The 19,990-nt window shown below is 52.8% G+C and carries 16 protein-coding genes; 7 read left to right on the top strand and 9 right to left on the bottom strand.

Going from position 1 to position 19,990, the window contains the following annotated elements; translation table 11 throughout:
• Window positions 1-8 precede the first annotated feature (8 nt).
• The 6 genes from ACYX4J_RS04135 to ACYX4J_RS04110 form a co-directional block, all read right to left on the bottom strand.
• The gene (locus tag ACYX4J_RS04135) at window positions 9-4,211 is read right to left on the bottom strand and encodes a YhdP family protein (RefSeq protein ID WP_476177951.1); all 4,203 of its coding nucleotides are present in this window, start codon (window positions 4,209-4,211) and stop codon (window positions 9-11) included.
• A gap of 36 nt (window positions 4,212-4,247) precedes the next feature.
• Window positions 4,248-5,735, bottom strand: coding sequence for a ribonuclease G (gene rng / locus ACYX4J_RS04130; protein ID WP_413663053.1), 1,488 nt, complete (start codon window positions 5,733-5,735; stop codon window positions 4,248-4,250).
• Window positions 5,732-6,343 carry a Maf family protein gene (locus ACYX4J_RS04125; protein WP_476177950.1) on the bottom strand — a complete coding sequence of 204 codons (612 nt, stop codon included), beginning with the start codon at window positions 6,341-6,343 and terminating at the stop codon, window positions 5,732-5,734. Before ACYX4J_RS04125 ends, rng begins: the two co-directional genes overlap by 4 nt.
• Before the next feature lie 97 nt (window positions 6,344-6,440).
• Window positions 6,441-6,920 carry a rod shape-determining protein MreD gene (gene mreD, locus ACYX4J_RS04120; protein ID WP_476177949.1) on the bottom strand — a complete coding sequence of 160 codons (480 nt, stop codon included), beginning with the start codon at window positions 6,918-6,920 and terminating at the stop codon, window positions 6,441-6,443.
• Window positions 6,907-7,749, bottom strand: coding sequence for a rod shape-determining protein MreC (gene mreC / locus ACYX4J_RS04115; RefSeq protein ID WP_413663056.1), 843 nt, complete (start codon window positions 7,747-7,749; stop codon window positions 6,907-6,909). The genes mreD and mreC overlap by 14 nt, the downstream gene beginning before the upstream one ends.
• A 139-nt stretch (window positions 7,750-7,888) precedes the next feature.
• Window positions 7,889-8,923, bottom strand: coding sequence for a rod shape-determining protein (locus ACYX4J_RS04110; RefSeq protein ID WP_020412569.1), 1,035 nt, complete (start codon window positions 8,921-8,923; stop codon window positions 7,889-7,891).
• A 357-nt stretch (window positions 8,924-9,280) separates the two neighbouring features.
• On the opposite strand from ACYX4J_RS04110, the gene gatC reads away from it, so the two are divergent.
• The 5 genes from gatC (at window position 9,281) to cysZ (ending at window position 13,785) form a co-directional block, all read left to right on the top strand.
• Window positions 9,281-9,568, top strand: a complete 288-nt coding sequence (gene gatC, locus ACYX4J_RS04105; protein ID WP_444907477.1) for an Asp-tRNA(Asn)/Glu-tRNA(Gln) amidotransferase subunit GatC — start codon at window positions 9,281-9,283, stop codon at window positions 9,566-9,568.
• Window positions 9,569-9,639: 71 nt separating this feature from the next.
• Window positions 9,640-11,085 (top strand): Asp-tRNA(Asn)/Glu-tRNA(Gln) amidotransferase subunit GatA, encoded by a 1,446-nt coding sequence (gene gatA / locus ACYX4J_RS04100; RefSeq protein ID WP_444907476.1) that lies wholly within the window; start codon window positions 9,640-9,642, stop codon window positions 11,083-11,085.
• An 11-nt stretch (window positions 11,086-11,096) separates the two neighbouring features.
• Complete coding sequence (gene gatB, locus ACYX4J_RS04095) at window positions 11,097-12,548, top strand: Asp-tRNA(Asn)/Glu-tRNA(Gln) amidotransferase subunit GatB (protein ID WP_444958473.1); 1,452 nt, start codon at window positions 11,097-11,099, stop codon at window positions 12,546-12,548.
• 66 nt (window positions 12,549-12,614) lie between these two features.
• Window positions 12,615-12,911: a PA4642 family protein gene (locus ACYX4J_RS04090; RefSeq protein WP_444896334.1), complete on the top strand. Its 297-nt coding sequence runs from the start codon at window positions 12,615-12,617 to the stop codon at window positions 12,909-12,911.
• Window positions 12,912-12,954: 43 nt separating this feature from the next.
• Window positions 12,955-13,785, top strand: a complete 831-nt coding sequence (cysZ, locus tag ACYX4J_RS04085) for a sulfate transporter CysZ (protein ID WP_444958474.1) — start codon at window positions 12,955-12,957, stop codon at window positions 13,783-13,785.
• Window positions 13,786-13,838: 53 nt separating this feature from the next.
• On the opposite strand, the gene ACYX4J_RS04080 is transcribed toward cysZ, so the two are convergent.
• The 3 genes from ACYX4J_RS04080 to ACYX4J_RS04070 all read right to left on the bottom strand — a co-directional run bounded on the left by ACYX4J_RS04080 (window position 13,839) and on the right by ACYX4J_RS04070 (window position 17,458).
• Complete coding sequence (locus ACYX4J_RS04080) at window positions 13,839-15,041, bottom strand: hypothetical protein (protein WP_476177948.1); 1,203 nt, start codon at window positions 15,039-15,041, stop codon at window positions 13,839-13,841.
• A 243-nt stretch (window positions 15,042-15,284) separates the two neighbouring features.
• Window positions 15,285-16,793 (bottom strand): ATP-dependent RNA helicase RhlB, encoded by a 1,509-nt coding sequence (gene rhlB / locus ACYX4J_RS04075; protein ID WP_444958476.1) that lies wholly within the window; start codon window positions 16,791-16,793, stop codon window positions 15,285-15,287.
• Between the two features lie 47 nt (window positions 16,794-16,840).
• A complete protein-coding gene (locus tag ACYX4J_RS04070) occupies window positions 16,841-17,458 on the bottom strand; it encodes an HvfX family Cu-binding RiPP maturation protein (RefSeq protein WP_444958477.1) in 618 nt (205 codons plus the stop codon).
• A 144-nt stretch (window positions 17,459-17,602) separates the two neighbouring features.
• Here ACYX4J_RS04070 and ACYX4J_RS04065 point away from each other — a divergent pair, with 144 nt between their 5' ends.
• Together ACYX4J_RS04065 and ACYX4J_RS04060 are read left to right on the top strand one after the other, a co-directional pair.
• Window positions 17,603-18,316, top strand: a complete 714-nt coding sequence (locus ACYX4J_RS04065) for an alpha/beta fold hydrolase (protein ID WP_476177947.1) — start codon at window positions 17,603-17,605, stop codon at window positions 18,314-18,316.
• A gap of 179 nt (window positions 18,317-18,495) precedes the next feature.
• Window positions 18,496-19,926 carry an MATE family efflux transporter gene (locus ACYX4J_RS04060; protein ID WP_476177946.1) on the top strand — a complete coding sequence of 477 codons (1,431 nt, stop codon included), beginning with the start codon at window positions 18,496-18,498 and terminating at the stop codon, window positions 19,924-19,926.
• The last annotated feature ends 64 nt before the right edge of the window (window positions 19,927-19,990 follow it).

The following is a 19,990-nucleotide window of genomic DNA, read 5'->3' as shown; positions in this document are numbered from 1 at the left end:
ATTAAAACTCAAGCTGCAGGAGGAGACCTCTCTTCAGAGCCGACCCCAACCTGTGTCTTGTTCCCCTCGTGGTCCAGAACCGCGCCCTCTCGCTTGGCGCCATCTCCATCAAACAATTTCTCAAATCGCATTTGCGGGTTTGACCAGCCACCACTAATTCGGTAACTGACACTGGCGACCTTTTTCACCTGCTTTTTAAATGCCTTACTGATCAGGTAGACACCCGCAGCTGCAGGCAAGCCACCGGCTAGCGCTGCAACCAAAGCCAGGTTATTCCCAACTGGCAAAGTAGCCACCAACGTTAAATCCAGATCTTCGCGGACTAAATTAACCCGCCCCGCCATCTGCAGTTCACTGGTGGGTCCCTCTACCTGGATGGGTACAGCGATTAAAAGCTGACCATCGCCTTCAAAGACTACTTCACCACGCACCCTATCAAAAGCCATACCACTCTTGTAAAGGTCGGTGAAATCAAGACGCAAACGTCGCGCCCAGGTATCAAAATTAAACAGTGACAATAGACGCAACACAGTAGAGCCTGTCGCACCGGTTGATCGCAGGAATCGGCCATCGCGAATATCAACCTTAAGCTCTCCGGAGAGAAGGCTTCCTTTCACCTGAGTCGGGGCCCCCTCCCACTTCAAAGCAGTTTCAAAGATCGCCGATTTACTCTCAATCAACGGCTCATGGCCCATCTTGCGCTGGATATCTGCAAGATCATCCGCCACCAATCGGCCGATAAATTGTGATGACTGCTGCCCCTCGGCATCCCTCATCCACACCAATTCTGCACCTAGCTCACCACTGTGTTTGCCCTGCCCCTCGATGCGGAACCCTCTCACCGTGCCGTGGATATCACTCACCACCAAACGATCTGCAGCTGTCCTCAACTTAAATGACCAAGGCCCCAAGGCCTCTTCACCTATTTGAAGGTTATCAGTACTAAAATCGATTTGTGGCAAACTAGTAAAATCAAACTGCGCCAAAGGATCCGCTACTACCTCCTCCGCAAAGGGGTCTAAGGGAAAAGCTTCATCACTGACTTCAGCCGGTTTCTCTGGCTGAGGCAGACGCAAATGAGCCAGTTTGAGGCGTAACGGTGTACTGCCATCCAGTAAGCCGGTTAGATTTCCTGCAATCATTTCACTGTCAAATTTGAGCTTCCAATCCGTCCCCACTCCCTCACCGGTAACATGGATATGCTCAATTTCTGCAGAGCCCAATCGAAGCTGGTCTGTACTGAGATCCAGGCGAATCGGAAGTGGCTCACTGGCACTATCCTCAGCCTCTCCTTGGTTTTCTGTGGTACTTGCAACAGAGCTGGCAGCGCTTGACTTCGCTGGTTCAGACAACTGGTAAACATCCAGTAGAGACTGCCAGCGAGACAGGTCAACAGTGGAAATATCTCCAGTGACCGTCAACTCCCGTTTGGAGGGCAAATTTGCCTCAGCATTCAAGGCGATTGCAGCCCGATCTAACTCTCCATCAATCAGCCAGAATTGCCCCTGTAAATGTTCTCCATAGTCCAAGTGGAACAAGCTGCCCTGCTCTCCAATCGGCACTCGCAATACAAAATTGGTTTCTGTTTCCGCCGTCTTGCCAAGTGGGTCAGGCAGGTTTACAGCCACACCGGCCAGGTTGGAAGTGAGTTCAAATACTGCGGCGTAAGGGGTTTCCGCTGATTTTGCAGGAATGGTCACCAGGGCTTGATAATCCATTTCTCCTTCCAGCCACTGCAGTTCTGGCCGCGAACTCCAAGCGTGTACCGACTCAACCAATGCATTGCCGTCGATAACCACCTGGGTATCCCGTGCATCCCCCTCGCCAATATGTTGGATACGAGCAGTCAGCGGGCGGCCCCACAATTTGCCATTCAGCTGGGTCCCTTCAAGGCCTGTCGCACTATCGTATTTCACCAAACCATTCAACGCAGTCGCATCGAGGCGGAGCCCTTTCAGTTGAAGGTCACCGTGCTTCAGATTGACTTCAACCTGTTGCTCGGGAACTACGGATGACTGTCCCAAGGGTAAAGTTAAGGATACAGCGCCATCCAAACTCCCAGTCAGGCTCCAATCATCAAAGGCACTTCCAAGGTGATCCCTGAGTGGTGATTCACGCAATAGTCGCAAACCATCGGCAGCCGGTCCAACCACCTCAGTTTGTACATCAAGGCGTGAGCCTCCACTCTTCTGAGGGGTTACCGCAACCAGAATATTTCCAGCATCCATATTCCAGAGCTTGGCTTTATCGGCATTGACCCGCACAATTTCATCATCGAGCAACAAACGGCCGTCCACATTCCTGACCTCAGGCCACTCACTGGCGTAGTCCAGGCTCGCATTTGAAAAATCGAGTGCCAACTGAATCGTTCTGCGCTTCTGGTGAGTCGCGAATGCTTTAAGGGTTTCTTCTTTACCCTCTTTGCTATAACTGCTGCCTCGATAGATAAAGGCCGCACTCTCAACGCGCCCTTGATTGTTCTTACCCAGGCCAGTTTTCAACCAGCTGCGCAAATCATCGCTAACCACAAATGGCACCAGCTCTTCCTGGGTAATAACCCCCGCATCTTTTATCGATAGGGAAAGCACCAGATCCACAGGTCGTGTTTGGGCGTGGAAGGGTAGTGACAGCATAAACTGACCACCGACCTGACCAAGTTCACTGCCAAGCATCAGCGGGCCCGACAATACGTTGACTTCGTTCAACGCCTTATCGACATCCCAGGCAATGGTGCCGCTGGCTTGATCGAATCCGAAAGCACTCTTATACAGACTGGGAAAGTGCGCTCCGAGGGGGGTACCGTCGAGTTCAACCCGGCCACTGGCGCCCTCAACCTGAAGATATCCACTCAACTGAGTAATTGCCGGGGCCCCTCGAAACGCCTCGACCGCAATATCTTCCAAGTTTGCGCTGATCTCTAACTGCCGGTCCGCGCCAGCTCGCAGACGCAGGCTGCGCAACCGACCTTGAGGTTTTAGTGCACGCAACCATTCATCTGCAGCCCCCTCAAGTAACGACAAGCGATTTAAGATACTGCTCCAACCAGCGAGATCGACCAGATCGGCCATCAGGGCTATACCCTCTTGGTCACTGTTAACCTGCAGGTTCAGCGACGGCATTTTCAAGCCCTGCCAATCGATTTCAATATCCTGCAGCGCTAATCGCCAGTGCTCTCCCGGCAACCAGCGGCCCGACAAGTTGCCAGAAAAAGCGCGCAACGGAGCCAGTGTATGCTCTTCTATATCTTCTCCTGCCCTTTGCATATCGGTCAGGCTTTCTACTTGGGCCAAGTCCACCTGGCCCACTATGCGATACCCACTTACGGCATCACTATGCAACCACAAGCGGCCGTCTGCCCACTTCTTCCCCTGCCAGTGAAACCGGTCGGGTAACGGGGTGAGTTCGTGAAGCAAGCTGACAATGTCTTCATCCAGTAGCAACTCATTAAGCTGCATATAGCCGCGCAGTGAGAAGTGCTCTTTATCTTTGGGATTGCCCCGCCCCTCTAACACAACCCGTAGGGTCTCTTCATCAACCTGGCTACTCTCCCCTTCACGGGAAATAAAAGCCCGTGCAGTCAGTCGGTGAAAATCCCCGCTATTTTCCAGCTGGATTTCAGGCAAATTGATTTCTGCCAGCTGCTCATCGGGAAGGCGCACAGTGATCGCTGCATCACTGATTTGAATTTTGGGGCTCAACTGGAATAGGCGGGCCGGATCTGCCGCTTCGGGATTGGGTGCAGTGCTGCCTTCAAGCTTAAGCGGGGCATCGGGAAACCCCTGTAGATACCAGAGGCCATTTTCATCGCGGTTGAGCCCGGCCGAAAACTGATTCATTTGCAGGTCTTTCCAGACCAATTCCCGGTTCCAGAGACTGGAAAGTAGATCCAGCTGGAACAGGCCGTGCCCCATTTTCAGCTCACCGTGTTCCCCCAGACGCAGTCCATCCAGCTGCAATGCAACTTCAAGGGCCTCCCAACGCAGGGAAATACGATCCATCTGTACAGGAACGCCTAGCTGCTCACTAAGCCAATGACTAATCTGGGGACGATAGTTCTCTACCTGCGGGGATAGCAGTCGGCCTGTTTGCACGATGATTGCCAGTGCAATCACCAAACTTACCGACAGTAACCAGAACTTTCTTGCAATCCAGCGTATTACAACCATCGCTATACCCTCACCACCAAACAGGCATGGACCGAGCGCTGACAATAAGCTCTCTTAGCTTGCTGGCGAGTGAATAATGGATTACACAAGAACAATGTCATATTGCTCCTGGTTGTAAATGGGCTCTACCTGGAACTGAATCGGCCGACCAATAAATTCTTCAAGATCGGCGACATTAGCCGACTCTTCATCCAGTAAAAGATCTATTACCACCTGACTGGCCAGTACCATAATTTTTTCACTATCGTAAGAGCGCGCCTCTCGAATAATCTCGCGGAAAATCTCGAAGCAAACTGTCTCCGCACTCTTTAAGGTGCCCCTACCACTGCAAACAGAGCAAGGCTCACATAAAATCTGCCCCAGTGACTCACGGGTGCGTTTGCGAGTCATTTCCACCAACCCCAGTTCGGAGACCCCGGTGATACTGGACTTGGCATGATCGCGCTCCAGGGTCTTTTCCAGGGTGCGCAAGACTTGTCGCTGGTGCTCGGGGTCTTTCATATCGATAAAATCAATAATGATAATCCCACCCAGATTCCTCAAACGCAGCTGGCGGGCAATCGCTGTAGCGGCCTCCAGGTTGGTCTTGAAGATAGTCTCTTCAAGATTTCGATGCCCAACAAAAGCACCCGTATTGACATCAATTGTACTCATCGCCTCTGTCTGCTCTACGATCAAGTAGCCGCCAGACTTCAAGGTGACTTTGTTGTGTAGTGCCCTTCTTATTTCTTCTTCAACACCGTATAAGTCAAACAGTGGGCGCTCACCGGGATAGTGTTCCAGGCGACCGGCAATTTCCGGCGCATATTTACCGGCAAATTCTGCCGCACGGCCGTGGGCCTCTCGGGAGTCTATACGAATCTTTTCGGTATAAGGGCGCGCAAGGTCACGCAATGCACGCATAAATAGTGGAAGGTCCTCATAGATAACCGAAGGCACTGGACGCTCCTTAATGCGCTCATCCAGCTCCCCCCATAATTTGTACAGAAAGGGGATATCTCTCAGCAGCTCTTCCTCACTCACCCCCTCGGCAACGGTACGCAAAATAAAGCCCCCATCGGCCGACAAACCATCTTCCGCGAGGCGTAGAGAAGCTGCTTCAACCAACTGGCGCAATCGCTCGCGTTCGTTCTCGTCTTCAATTCGATTAGAGATACCGATATGGCGCGTCTGCGGCATATACACCAGGTAACGTGCAGAAACCGACAGATGGGTAGTCAGCCGGGCACCTTTACTGCTGATAGGGTCCTTCACTACTTGGACGATCAGTGACTGCCCCTCTCTAACTAGCGCGCGGATATCCGCCACCTCGGCATCCCGCGCCTCCATACCTTCTTCGTCGAGAGGTGCAATATCCGAGGCATGGATAAAGCCCGCACGCTCGAGGCCAATGTCAACAAAAGCGGCCTGCATCCCGGGCAGTACGCGAATCACCTTTCCCTTATAGATATTTCCTACAATCCCTCGCCGCGCACTCCGCTCCAGGTAGACCTCCTGGAGCACACCATTTTCTACCAGCGCAACCCGGGTCTCAGTCGGCGCAACATTAATTAACAGCTCTTCGCTCAAGATTGGCCCTCCTGCCAATAGGGAATGCCCGCATGATCCAGCATGGGGACTACAGCTTCCAATGGGAGCCCTACAACATTGCTGTAACTGCCACTAAAAGCCTCTACTAAGGCGGCACCAAAACCCTGAATACCGTAACCGCCAGCTTTATCGACAGGCTCTCCGGTACTCCAGTAATCCGCTATTTGAACTTTGGACAAGTGACGGAACCTGACTCGAGTTTCCACTACTCGGCTAAACTGTCGATCCTGTGAACGCAAGCACACTGCCGTGAAAACAGAGTGCTCTCCTCCCGATAACGCCAGCATCATGGACTCAAAGTCAGCAAAATCTTGGGGTTTTTCCAGCAGCCTCTCACCTGCCATAACCACCGTATCCGCTCCCAAAGACCAGAGTCCCCGCGGGTTGTCAGCGGCTTGAAACCCGGCGACAGCCTTGTCGTGGGCCAAGCGTTCTATGTACTCAAGAGGGCTTTCAGCAGGTTGGCGCTGTTCTACAACAGCGGGGGACAATTGGGAGAAAGGCACCCCAATCTGGGCCAACAGTTCGGCGCGGCGCGGCGAACCAGAGGCCAAAAGAAGTCGATTTTCTGAAGCGCTTGTTGTCACTCTATTACATATTCCCTGTGGGTCAGCGGCTGATTATAGCGGCACTGTTCGAAAAATGATCGATTTTTTACACTGATTTACAGTGCCGACGAGACGGTCAACGAACGTGTAAACGCCCGGAAAGCCCCCTGAGCCACGGGGTCACCCAGGGCCAGAGCAGGGCTGTAGTCAAGGCGGGCCACAGGAAGGTCAGCCCGGGTACCGATTTCCCCTCAAGGCCGTGCACCCAGTTGCCCACCACTTGATGAATGCCCACCAGAACAAATACCCACAACAATTGCTGGGCCGGATTAAATGCCCGGGTGCGCTGGTAAGTCAGTAAGCTGAAATAGGCGAGTACCGATAGGGCCAGGGCATGGGTTCCCAAGCTCGCCCCCGTAGCCAAATCCTGGACAATACCGATCATCCAGGCGAAACCCACCCCGAAGGCCTGGGGCATTCGGGTAATCCAGAATATCACCAGCAAAGCCGGAAATGCCGGCCGAAACCAAAGCCACTGCTGTGGCAGGGGCATAACCGAGAGAAGCAGTGACAGCAGAATAGTGACCGCGATAAACCAGCGGTTATTCGCTTGCAACAGAATGTCCTCCACTGCCAATGACCGCCAATACAAAGCGGCTGCGATTCATCCGCCCCCTCGGCAACACTTCAGCCTCCGCAAAAGGTTTACCCGGGTCTCTCTGCACCGAGATAACCTCCCCGACCGGATAACCTGCGGGAAAGCGACTACCCAAGCCGGAGCTGAGCAGCAAATCGCCCTCCCGAATATCACTGGTATTAGCAAGATGGCGTAACTTCAGGCGATACAGGTCACCTGTACCCTCGGCGACGGTGCGCATACTGTTGCGCAGAACCTGGACGGGAATGGCATGACTGGAATCAGTTATCAGCAGGATACGACTATAGGAGTCGCCAGCTTCAATCACCTGCCCCAGCAATCCACTGGCATCCATTACCGGGGTACCGATATCAATGCCGTCATCGCGGCCTTTGTCAATCAGCAGCACATGCTCCAAAGGGTCCGGGGTAACGCCAATTACCTGAGCCACCAATACTCGGTCATCGACCATTTCTGCTGAGTTCATCAGCTCTTTGAGCTGAGTGTTTTCCGCTTTTACGGCCGCCAATAGCTGGCTGCGCTGCTCCAGCAGTAAAACCTGGCGCTTGAGGCGGCTATTCTCCTCTTGCAGTTCTTCGCGTGAGCGAAACTGCTCATCGGCCCAATCGCCCACACGCTCGGGGGCTCCTGTAACCCAGTACAGTGGAGCAATAACTCCTGATAAGCGTTCTCTAACAGGCTGAAACCAATTGGTGTAATGATCGGAAACGATCAGCGAGATCGCGAGTATGATGAGAAAGCCCAGGCGGTATTCGGCAGAGGGACCGCGGGTAAATAGCGGTTTCACAGGCAATCCCCTCTTAACAGGTCAATCAAAGATGGTGAGAACAGCACAAGCCACAAAAGATGACTCGCATTTTTTTATTACAAGGAGCTTGCGGATATAGCCACAAGCTCCCTAGCAGTTTTCATAATACCGATGTCTACTAGTTAGACATCAGGTAGAGACGGCTGCGATCCAACATATCCAGCGCTTTACCGCCCCCCCGCGCCACACAGGTCAGCGGGTCATCGGCAACAATTACCGGTAGGCCCGATTCTTCCATCAACAGACGATCCAGATCGCGTAACAGAGCACCACCACCAGTCAGCACCATACCGCGCTCAGCGATATCAGAAGCCAACTCGGGAGGGGATTGCTCCAGCGCACTTTTAACAGCCTGCACAATACCTGTCAGAGGCTCTTGCAGGGCTTCGAGAATTTCGTCGGAGTTCAAGGTAAAGCTGCGAGGCACGCCCTCGGCCAGATTGCGTCCGCGCACATCAATTTCGCGAACTTCACTGCCTGCATAAGCACAGCCAATTTCCTCTTTGATCCGTTCAGCAGTTGCATCACCAATCACACTGCCGTAGTTGCGACGCACGTAGTTGACGATAGCTTCATCAAAACGGTCACCGCCGATACGCACCGAATCGGAATAAACCACACCATTCAGGGAGATAATGGCGATCTCGGTAGTGCCCCCACCGATATCCACCACCATGGAGCCGCTCGCTTCCTCGACATTCAAACCTGCGCCTATGGCAGCGGCCATGGGCTCTTCGATCAGTGACACTTCGCGAGCACCTGCACCCAGGGCCGACTCGCGAATCGCGCGGCGCTCCACTTCTGTGGACTGGCAGGGAACACACACCAGCACTCTCGGACTCGGGCGCATCCAGCTATTTTCATGCACTTTCTTGATAAAGTGCTGCAACATTTTCTCGGTCACTTGGAAGTCGGCGATAACACCGTCCTTCAGCGGGCGAATAGCGGTAATATTGCCAGGAGTCCGGCCGAGCATGCGTTTGGCTTCTACTCCGACAGCCTCAACGATTTTCTGGCCATTGTAGTGACGGATTGCGACGACAGAGGGTTCGTCGAGTACTACGCCGCGATCGCGAACGTAAATCAGCGTGTTGGCAGTTCCCAGGTCGATGGAGAGATCACTGGAAAACATACCCCGCAAACGTTTAAACATGGAATTCGATTACCTTGTACTAATTATCAGCCCCCAGGTCGGGCACTGCGGGCGCGGCTTCTTTTATGGATACAAATCCTAATTAGTCCGCAAAAATAATTCTGAGTTCCGAGCCGCATTTCGAATCGGATTCTACGCAAAATACCGGAGTCTCTCATCACTCGGCAGGATTCGGCAAACTCTAACAACCGCTAGGCATCAGGGCAAGGCTGAAGGGAGGTCATTTGAGGCCCGCTATCCATTACTGCCGGAGCCGGTGAGAATATAACCCCAATGTGCTAAATTTGCCGGTTCTGCCCGCCGCAAATAATCCGGGCAGTTTTCGACTCGCAACTCAAGCTGGAGGAGTCCATCACCATGGCAGTGGATACGCAAACTGTAGAAAAACTGGCGGAACTGGCCCGTATCGCCATATCCAAAGAAACCATCGAAGAAGTCAGCAACCGCCTCGGCGATGTATTGCAACTGGTCGACCAGCTGCAATCCACCAATACCGATGGTATCGCTCCGATGGCGCACCCACTGGACGAGATCCAGGAGCTGCGTGCCGACGCAGTGACAGAGACTGACAAGCGCAAAGACTTCCTAGAATTGGCTCCCCAAACCGAAGAAGGCCTCTACCTGGTTCCCAAAGTAATTGATTAGCCGGCCCAACACTGACGAAATTCACCTAAATACCCAGCCCTCAGCCCGTCTAGAGCCTTTAAGGGAATAATATGCATCAGCTTACTATCGCCGAGATCATCCGTGGATTGCGGAGCAAAGAGTTCTCGAGTACAGAGCTAACCCGCCATTTACTCGGCCGTATCCAGCAACTGGACAGCAACTACAACAGTTTTATTACCGTCACCGAAGAGAGCGCCCTAGCGCAAGCCGCAGCCGCCGACCAACGCCTGGCCAACGGGGAGGCACCGGCACTGTGCGGTGTGCCCATCGCCCACAAAGATATTATTTGCACTAACGGCGTGCGCACCAGCTGTGCCTCAAAAATGCTGGATAATTTTATCCCTCCCTACGATGCCACGGTGGTAGATAACCTCAACGCTGCCGGAACCGTCTCCCTGGGCAAGACCAATATGGATGAATTCGCCATGGGCTCATCCAACGAAAGCAGCTTTTACGGCCCAGTAAAAAACCCTTGGAATACCCGCTGTGTGCCCGGCGGTTCCTCCGGTGGCTCAGCTGCGGCAGTTGCTGCACAACTGATACCCGGCGCCACAGCTACCGATACCGGCGGCTCTATTCGCCAGCCGGCAGCGTTGACAAATACCACCGGGCTGAAGCCCACCTACGGGCGTATTTCCCGCTATGGCATCGTAGCCTACGCCTCCAGCCTGGACCAGGCTGGCCCCATCGCCCGCAACGCAGAAGATGCGGCTTACCTGCTATCCGCCATGGCCAGCCACGACCCGAAAGATTCCACCAGCCTGAAGCAGCAGCCCACTGACTTTACCGCCGAACTGAATAACCCGATTGCCGGGCTGCGGATCGGAGTACCCCGGGAGTACTTTGGGGAAGGTCTTAACCCTGAAACCGCAAGCCGGGTTCAGGAGGCTTTGAGAGAGTTTGAAAAGCTGGGTGCGCAACTGGTCGATATCAGCCTGCCACATACCGAGTTAGCGATACCTGCTTACTATGTGATCGCCCCCGCTGAAGCCTCTGCCAACCTATCTCGATTCGATGGGGTGCGCTATGGCTACCGCTGCGAAGAGCCCAAAGACCTGCGCGATCTCTATATGCGCTCCCGCGGTGAAGGCTTCGGCGAAGAAGTGCAGCGTCGAATCCTGGTAGGCACCTACGCCCTGTCCGCCGGTTATTACGATGCTTATTACAACAAAGCCCAACAGGCCCGACGCCTGATCAAGCAGGACTTTGTCGAAGCATTCGAAAAAGTGGATGTGATTATGGGCCCCACGACCCCCTCCCCCGCTTTCGAGCTTGGCGCAAAGAGCGCTGACCCAGTAGCTATGTACCTGGAGGATATCTACACCATCGCCACCAACCTGGCGGGGCTGCCGGGTATGTCTGTACCCTGTGGCCTGGTGGACAATATGCCGGTGGGCCTGCAAATTACCGGTAATTACCTGGAAGAGGCGCGCATGCTCAACATCGCCCACCAATACCAACAGGTAACCGACTGGCACAAAGCCAGCGCCGTATAAGGAGATAAATTGTGGAATGGGAAATCGTTATCGGGTTGGAAATTCACGTCCAGCTCTCCACCCAGTCAAAACTCTTTTCCGGCGCCAGCACCCGCTTTGGCGCCGAGCCGAATACCCAGGCTTGCGCTGTGGACCTGGCTATGCCGGGCACCCTGCCAGTACCGAATGAAGAAGCATTTCGCTTTGCAGTAATGTTCGGCCTGGCGATGAACGCAGAGATCGGCAAGCGCTCTGTTTTTGAACGCAAGAATTACTTCTATCCCGACTTGCCCAAGGGCTATCAAACCACTCAATTGGAACAGCCGATTGTCGGCCCAGGTGAAGTGGAAATTCACCTGGAAGATGGCAGCAGTAAGAAGGTGCGTTTGCATCACGCTCACCTGGAGGAAGATGCCGGTAAATCCCTGCATGAAGATTTCCACGGAATGTCCGGTATCGACCTGAACCGCGCAGGTACGCCACTGATTGAGATTGTCTCTGAACCGGATATGCGCAGTGCCGCCGAGGCTGTGGCCTACCTGAAAAAAATTCACAGCATCGTAACCTACCTGGGCATTTCCGATGGTGATATGTCCCAGGGCTCACTGCGCTGTGATGCCAATGTATCCGTGCGCTTGAAAGGCGAAGAAAAACTCGGCACCCGTACAGAATTAAAAAATATCAATTCTTTCCGTTTTGTCGAGCGCGCAATTAAAGTCGAAGCTGAACGTCAGATCGATATCTTGGAAGACGGCGGCACCATTACCCAGGAAACCCGCCTCTACGACGCGGACAAAAATGAAACCCGCTCTATGCGCAGTAAAGAAGTGGCCAATGATTACCGCTACTTCCCCTGCCCGGACCTTCTGCCAGTTGTACTCACTGATGAATATGTCGAGCAACTGCGCAACATCCTGCCAGAACTGCCTGATGCAAAAGCAGCCCGCTTCCAAGCGGAATACCAGCTATCCGCTTATGATGCAGACCAGCTGACACAGGAGCGTGCCAGTGCAGACTATTTTGAAACTGTGAGTAAATCCTGTGGCGAATCCAAGCTTGCTGCCAACTGGATTAACGGTGAACTGGCAGCGCTGCTCAACCGTCGTGAACTAACTATTTCACAATCCCCGGTTTCTGCCGACCAGCTGGCTGGACTAATCGCGCGCATCAAAGACAACACCATTTCCAGCAAAATCGCCAAACAGGTATTCGAGGCTATTGCCGACGGAGAGGGCAGTGCCGACGAAGTCATCGAAAAACGTGGCCTGAAACAGGTTTCGGATACCGGCGCTATCGAAAAAATGGTGGATGAAGTGATCGCTGCAAGCGATGCCCAAGTAGAAAACTACCGCAAGGCCGATGAATCAAAGCGCCCCAAAATGATGGGGTATTTCGTCGGGCAAATTATGAAAGCGTCCAAAGGGCAGGCAAACCCACAGATGATTAATAAAATTCTCAAACAAAAATTGGACGCACTGCTTTAACCCTCAACATTTCAAGACCTGGGCCGGGCTTCGCCCGCCCCCTATTTATGTAGCAAGGATATAGTTTTGAGCCTGAAAAAAGACAAACAGAAAGTACTCGGAGAAGTTTTTGACGAGGAGCGTATTGCTGGATTCTTGATTGGCGAAGCTCCCGCAGGCGTAAACCGGGATTTTCATCTTCTCGAGCGCGCCTACCGAAGTATGAAAGCAGAGAGCTTTGCCACATTTATAAAATTATTTCTCGCTGAAGGCCTGGATCTGAACAGTCCTGGTCCCGATGGAAAAACTCTGCTGGCACGTATTGCTGAACACCGCCAGGGCGCAGAATATAGCGAGATTTTAAAAGCCGCTGGCGCCAACTGAGAACTCTGGAAATTTAGGCATCGTACCAGCGAAAGGTGAGAGTATGACTTCAAATCCCGTTCACGGTATCGACGCATTGGTGCGCGGTATCCACTTGATTACCCGGCGTGAGTTACGCCCATTTATCCTGGTGCCATTACTAATAAATCTGGTGCTGTTTATTATTATCAGTAGCATAATGATTTCACAGCTCGGAGGGCTTACCGATTATATAAGTAGCCTGCTTTCCCACACGCCGGTAAATACGGAGAATATGTCCTGGTGGGAAGCCATTATGGCCAAGGGTGCAGCATGGACCGCCAGTGTTTTTCGCTGGCTGGCCTGGATTATTGCACTAATAGTGCTTTTCCTATTTTTCCTTGCTTACGGCTATTTATTTAGCGTCATCACCAACATTATTGCCGCCCCCTTTAACGGTTTGCTCGCTGAGAAAGTAGAGGAACTGCTAACCGGTAAAGCTCCTCCTGCCGAGCCGATAATGCAAATGGTATGGCGTACCCTGGGCCGGGAATTGCGTAAGCTGGGTTACTTTATATTTTGGGGTTTGATCGTATTTATAATTGCCACCATCACCAGCTGGACCATTATTATCCCCGCAGTGCTCACCGCAGTTTGGGGCGCTTGGTGTATGGCTATTCAATACGTTGACTACCCACTGGATAACCACCAGCGGCCATTCGATGAATTAAAAACGGTACTGCGCCGCCGTAAACTCACTAGCCTTACCTTTGGTGGGACCGTGATGCTTGCCAAAATGGTGCCGATTTTAAATATCTTTATTATGCCTGCGGCAGTTGCTGGCGGTACGGCTCTGTGGATTGAAAGATTGCGTATCGAGGGGGATCCGGGAACTCAAACACCAGTACTTCAGTAACCTTACCAGTAAGAAAGGAAGCCCTCTCGTACAGAGGGCTTTTTATTTTGACACTATCTTCCCGATGTTTTCTTCTTTTTCAGTGCGCGATACCAGGGCTGCTGATCCTTGGCGATATAAGCGCTAGCCGACAGGCAATTGGCCAAATCCTCAAGCTCCTGGGTAAGCACTTCACCTGAAAATTTTTTCCTTACCATCTGCTGGAGCTTGTCTGCCAACAATGCGTCACGCAATCCCTCTGGCCTCTGAATACCTGCAGAAAGAATTTCAGGAATCCACTCAGACAGATCCCGAACCGTTATCCAATCGTTTCCCTGCTCAGGATAGCCAGAAAAATCAGTATCGAATGCCAGGCCGGAATCGTTATTAAGAAAAGTATTATTTAACAAATGGTTGGAATTTTTGAACCTCATAAAGAACTGCTTGGCATCACCCCTTGAAGGCAGCAACTGAGTGTCATCCTCCAACATCATTGGCTTCAGCTTAATCAATTCAGATTCCGCCACCCCCAATTCCAGTAATTTATGGGTCAGCAAAAACTCCTTTCTACCTACCCCCTCATTCACTCTGCGAGCAGAAAGCTCCACTCCCCCGCCAAGCAAAGCGAGAAAGTCACTCACTATTTCACCGCCATGTAAGGCTTCCCGACTGAAAAGCCTCACTCTGAGGGAATCAGCTCCAAATACATCCGCCCACAGTATTAACTTGTTAAAATAGTCGTAGTAAATTTCAATATCTTTACTGAAAGAAGGGAAAGCCCCTTCAGCGTGGCCAAGTAATTTACTCGAGGAACTCCTATTGGAAGCCGCTCCTCTAGCTCCTTGCTTCTTGAAAGATATTGCCTGTAGGTCTTGCCTGCGCAAGTAAACAATTACCACAATCTTATCGAAATACTTGCTACATACTCTCTGAATAAGCTCGATACTATCGCGCTGATACAGATAGGAAAGATGCTCAGCTGAAACTATCACTTGCTCACTGCGGCTCGCAGCAAGAAGCTCATCAAGTCGGGAATTTACCTGGAAATGGACGCGACCCTTCTCTTTGCATACATCAATACACCCTGAAGAGTTCCCCTTTTTCCCAAGGGAAAGAAATTCAAAGCCTGCCTGGTCCAGAGCCTGTACTTGCTCCTTCATTGCCAATTGAAGGGAGCTGGAGCCGGTTTTATGGAAACCAATATGTAGATAAAGGATGCGCATCCGAATGTGAACTGTAATTTTTATTGAATGAAGGATGTCAATTTCAGGCCGCAAGTAGACTCCAGTATTACCGGTGTCATCTGAAGTTGCAGGGCCTTACTTCACGTAATAGGCCAAATTTGTTTAATTTTAGGACAGATTTGAAAGTTTGAATGAAATTAAAGCCTCTACTGGTACATTCGTCACAGTTTAAACCTTAACAAAGCAAAGGAGCGGTGAATAGCAGGAGGGGGAAAAGCATTCTCGAGCAGGTAGTAAGTGCTGTAAGGGCTAACCCCCTTACAGCACACAGGAGAATCAGTGCCGACGTGGACGACGATGACCTCCAGAGCCACCGCGACGCCCATCGCGATCACCGTGACTGCGCTGAACTTTCACCTTGGGCGGTTCAACCAAAAGCTCTTCTGGCGGCACTTCGCACTTGAGCTTGCCACCGAGCAGCTGCTCAATGGGCTCCAGACGCATGGCATCATCTTCACAGGCGAAACTGATAGAGGTGCCCGTTTTACCCGCCCGACCAGTTCGGCCAATGCGGTGAACGTAATCCTCCGGCTCTTCAGGCAAGGTGAAATTCACCACGTGGCTGATGCCATCGATATGAATACCACGCCCGGCGACATCGGTAGCTACCAGCACCTTGGTTTTACCAGACTTAAAGTCATCAAGAGTGCGAACCCGCTTATTTTGTGCCACTTCACCGGACAGCAGGCCCGCAGAAATACCGTGAGCGAGAAGCTGCTCGTGTAAGCGGCGGCATTGGTCGCGGCGGTTGGCAAATACAATCAGGCTATCCACCTCTTCCCGCTGCACAATGTTGTAAAGCAAGGTGTACTTTTCTTCGCTGGCGGACAGGTAGACATGCTGCTCTACGGTATCCGTGGCAACCCTCTCCGGCTCAATCTCCACAACTACCGGATCATCCGTCCACTGCTCCACCAGATCATCCACTTCGGGAGTAAATGTGGCGGAGAAGAACATGGTTTGGCGATGGGTTTTACGCGGCGTCTGACGAACAATACGGCGCACTTGGGGGATAAAGCCCATATCCAACATGCGATCCGCCTCATCGATCACCAGGACTTCCACCTGATCCAGGAAACAATCCCGATTGCTGACAAAGTCCAGCAGGCGACCCGGCGTCGCCACCAGGATATCCACCAGCCGCTCATTCAGGTTTCTCTGCTGCTTGTCATAATCCATACCGCCCACCAGGGTATGAATCTCCAGCTCGGTGTGTTTACACAGTGCCTTGGCATCATCGGCAATCTGCATTACTAGCTCACGGGTCGGAGCGATAATCAGGGAGCGGGCTTCGCCAGCATAGCGCTCACCTTCAAACGGGTGCTTGAGCAGATCGTCAATCACTGTGATCAGGAAGGCCGCTGTCTTACCGGTACCGGTTTGTGCCTTACCCACCAGGTCGTGGCCATTGAGGGTGTGGGGAAGGGAGCGACCCTGAATTGGCGAGCAATACTGGAAACCCAGGTCGTGAATAGCGTGCATCAGCTCGTTGGGCAGTCCCAGGTCGTGGAAGCGGACCTTGCCCTCCTGTTCTGGAACCTGGAATTCATCCAGGGACCAGGGCGGTGCGGGTGCCGCTGGCTTTCTGCTGCGCTGGCGCCCTTTTTGAGCGTTTCTGCTACCGCCCCGGCGCGACTTCCCCTCCGCCTGTGCGGATTTTGTACGCCCCTTGGCAGCCTTATCAGACGGCTTTTGCCCTTCTTTTCGGCGTCCGGAGCTGTCTTCTCCCCGGCGGGAGCCCTTATCCTCTTTGGAGGAGGATCGGCGGAACAACTTTCCTATCAAGTGAAATACTCGCTCAAATGTTCAAATAATCGGCGAGTATAACATCTCTACGGGGATCCCTGCCCGCTATAGTGACGGCACAGCCAGTAATCCACACTGAAAAACCGCCCCGCCCCACTACAAAATAGCACCAGCAGCATAATGAAGTAGGTAGCTGCAAACTCAATACCATTTTTCAGGATGGTCACTCCTCCAGTTTCCACAAGCCATTCATAATTGCCGTGCTCCTTGAGTAAACCAACAATCTTCTCTTTACGCACCGAAGCTTCATCGATAAGGTCCTTGCGCCACTCCCAGGGCACACTCAAGGTTTTATCCGGCAACGCAGACCAACCGTTCTCCCAGTGGGCCGTATAGGCTGCCACTGCCATCACAAACATCAGGGGAATCGCCACCAGCCGAGTCGCTACGCCCAGCAAGATAGCGATACCACCAAAGAATTCCACCAATGCAGCTATCCACGCCATCAACATCGGCGCTGGAAGCCCCAACCCCCAATCGGGATTGCCAAACCAGGCAGCAACATCTTCGATATTATTCATCTTATTCATGCCGGCCAGGATAAAAATTGGCGCCAAATAAATCCGTAGTAATAATGGCCCCAGCCAGTCTATTTTGCGTACATAATGTACAAAGCAGTTGTACCAACCGCTCAGACTATTCATAGCTCCACTCATTTAGCTCACTCTCTTATCAGTGTCTTTGTTCACTTTAGTCGAGTGATATCGCCAACTCTTACACCGCACTATCTCAGCGCCCCAGAAAGCACATCTATGCTTGCAGAACCCAAGTAACTTGAGGGCAACCTGGTGGGGAAAACTTACGTACTGGTCCACGGGCTATTTCATGGAGGCTGGTGCTGGAGCAGAGTCGCCCACCTCTTGCAGCGTAATGGGCATCGAGTACTCACCCCCACCCATACTGGCCTGGGGGAACGCAAACACCTGCTCTCTCCCTCCGTTGGTCTGGATACCTTTATCCAGGACCTGATCAATACAATCCTCTGGGAGGAGTTGCGGCAAGTCATCCTTGTGGGCCACAGCTTTGGGGGAATGGCCGCAACCGGTGCCGCCGACGCTCTACCCGAGCGGGTACACCGATTAATCTACCTGGATGGCGCTGTTCCTGAGCCGGGGCGCCCATTTAGCAGGCAGCTCCCCAGCGGTATAGAGGAGCAGCGGCTCAAGCAGGCACAGGATATCGACGGTACTCTCTGTATTATGCCTCCACCACCAGAAGCCTTGGGGATAACCCAGCCAGATGATATCAACTGGCTAAAACGCCGTATGACCCCGCATCCCATCAAAACGCTACTGGATCCCATCCACTTAAAACGCTCTCCTGAGCAGGGCCCGCCGTGTACTTTCATTCACTGCACCCAACCCGAATACCCGCCAGCCATCTACAGTAGCCACAAGGCTAAGCAAATATCCGGATGGACATATCGGGAAGTGGAAATAAACCACGACTGCATCATCAATAAGCCCAAAATTGTAGCCAAACTACTTGAGGAAAGTCCGTAATCGGCACTGGGCGCAGGCGCCGTTTGTACCGTAGAATGTCGGACCTTTTTGCGGTTTTGCCCCGCTGCTCCCAAGCAGACTGAAAGCCTTTCCGAACTTTGACCCACCGACCGTTTTCAGCTGCCTGTGTACATTGCGAAGGTTAAGGTCTGTTAACACTCCCCCGCAGGATTAATTTTTTGTCAAAATTAGCCCAGACCCCAGAACCCTCTATCGAGATCAGTAACAAGAGCTCAGGTTTTTCTTTGTTCAAGCTTTACCGAAATGCCACTAAAACCGAACTGTCGCACCTAACCACCTTGGGAGGCCCCCTGGTGGTCAGCAACCTGGCTGTAGTGAGCATGGGAGTTGTCGATACTCTGGTAGCAGGACGCGCTGGAGAAGTAAGTCTCGCCGGGCTCGCCTTGGGAGCCAGTATTTGGGCTGTTTGCGCAGTGACACTAATCGGCCTGCTCGCTGCTATCTCCCCGGTTGTTGCACACTTGCGCGGTGGTCGCGATGAAGCCGGCTGCGCCAGGCAATTACACCAGGCGCTGTGGATCGCACTGATCGGTGGCATTCTGGTGTTTTCCGCCCTGCTTGCGGTTCCTATCTGGAGTCACTGGATAGACACGGAAGAGTCGGTTCGAAAAGTGATGGAGGGCTATGTACTGGCCCTGACTGTCGGCACCCTGCCTTTTGCACTCGGCACAGCGTTGCGCGGCTACTGTGAGGGTATGGGACAAGTGCGCCCGGTAATGCGTATCTATATCACTGCCGCAATTTTAAATATTCCCCTGGATATTCTTTTGGTGTTTGGTGCCGGCCCCATACCGGCGATGGGAGGAGCGGGATGTGGGTGGGCTACCGCAACGGTCAGCTGCCTGATCGCACTGGCACTCTTCTGGCACGCGAACACTGATCCGGTCTACCACAAGCTAAAACTTAGGCTGTTACCACCTCGCCCCCACTGGCCAACCCTGCGCCACTTGCTCGCAGTTGGCCTGCCAATTTGTGTAGGTGCGGCCAGTGAAGTTACTTTTTTTGCCAGCCTTACCATTTTGCTTGCCCCTTATGGTGCAGCCATTGTCGCCGCCCATCAGATAAGCATGAATGTGGGATCGATTTTTTACTTGGTCGCACTGGCACTGGCCCAGGCCCTAAGTATCCGCACCGCCCAACTACTCGGTCAGGGACGGCCAAAGCGCGCGCGCTTCTGTGGCAAAGTGGGCATCAGTAGCGGCCTAATCTACGCACTGGGCACCGGTGTACTCTTGATTACCCTGCGCACCCTGTTTGTTCAGGCCTACACCAGCAATGAAGAAATTATCGCGGTGGCCACCAACCTGCTATTGCTGTGTGCCGCATTCCAACTGGTGGATGTCACCCAGGCAATGACCTGGGGCGCATTGCGCGGATATAAGGACACCAGTGCGCCCATGTTTATACAGCTATTTTCCTACTGGCTGGTGGGGCTTTCTACCGCCTACTGGCTGGGAGAGAGCTTCTGGGGGGTATACGGTTATTGGACCGGTGTCTGTATCGGCCTGGGAATGGCTTCAATCCTGCTGGGAATTCGCTTTTGGCGAACCAGCCGCAGAGCCATCGAGCGAACCTACGGATACGCGTAATTCGGCGCGTATCACATTCCTCGGGAACGTATTGACTATACTGGCGCTCCAAAGTCCCAATCTG

It is taken from the genome of Microbulbifer sp. ABM4_008 (assembly GCF_056311705.1).
This window is presented reverse-complemented; position numbering and strand designations above follow the sequence as displayed.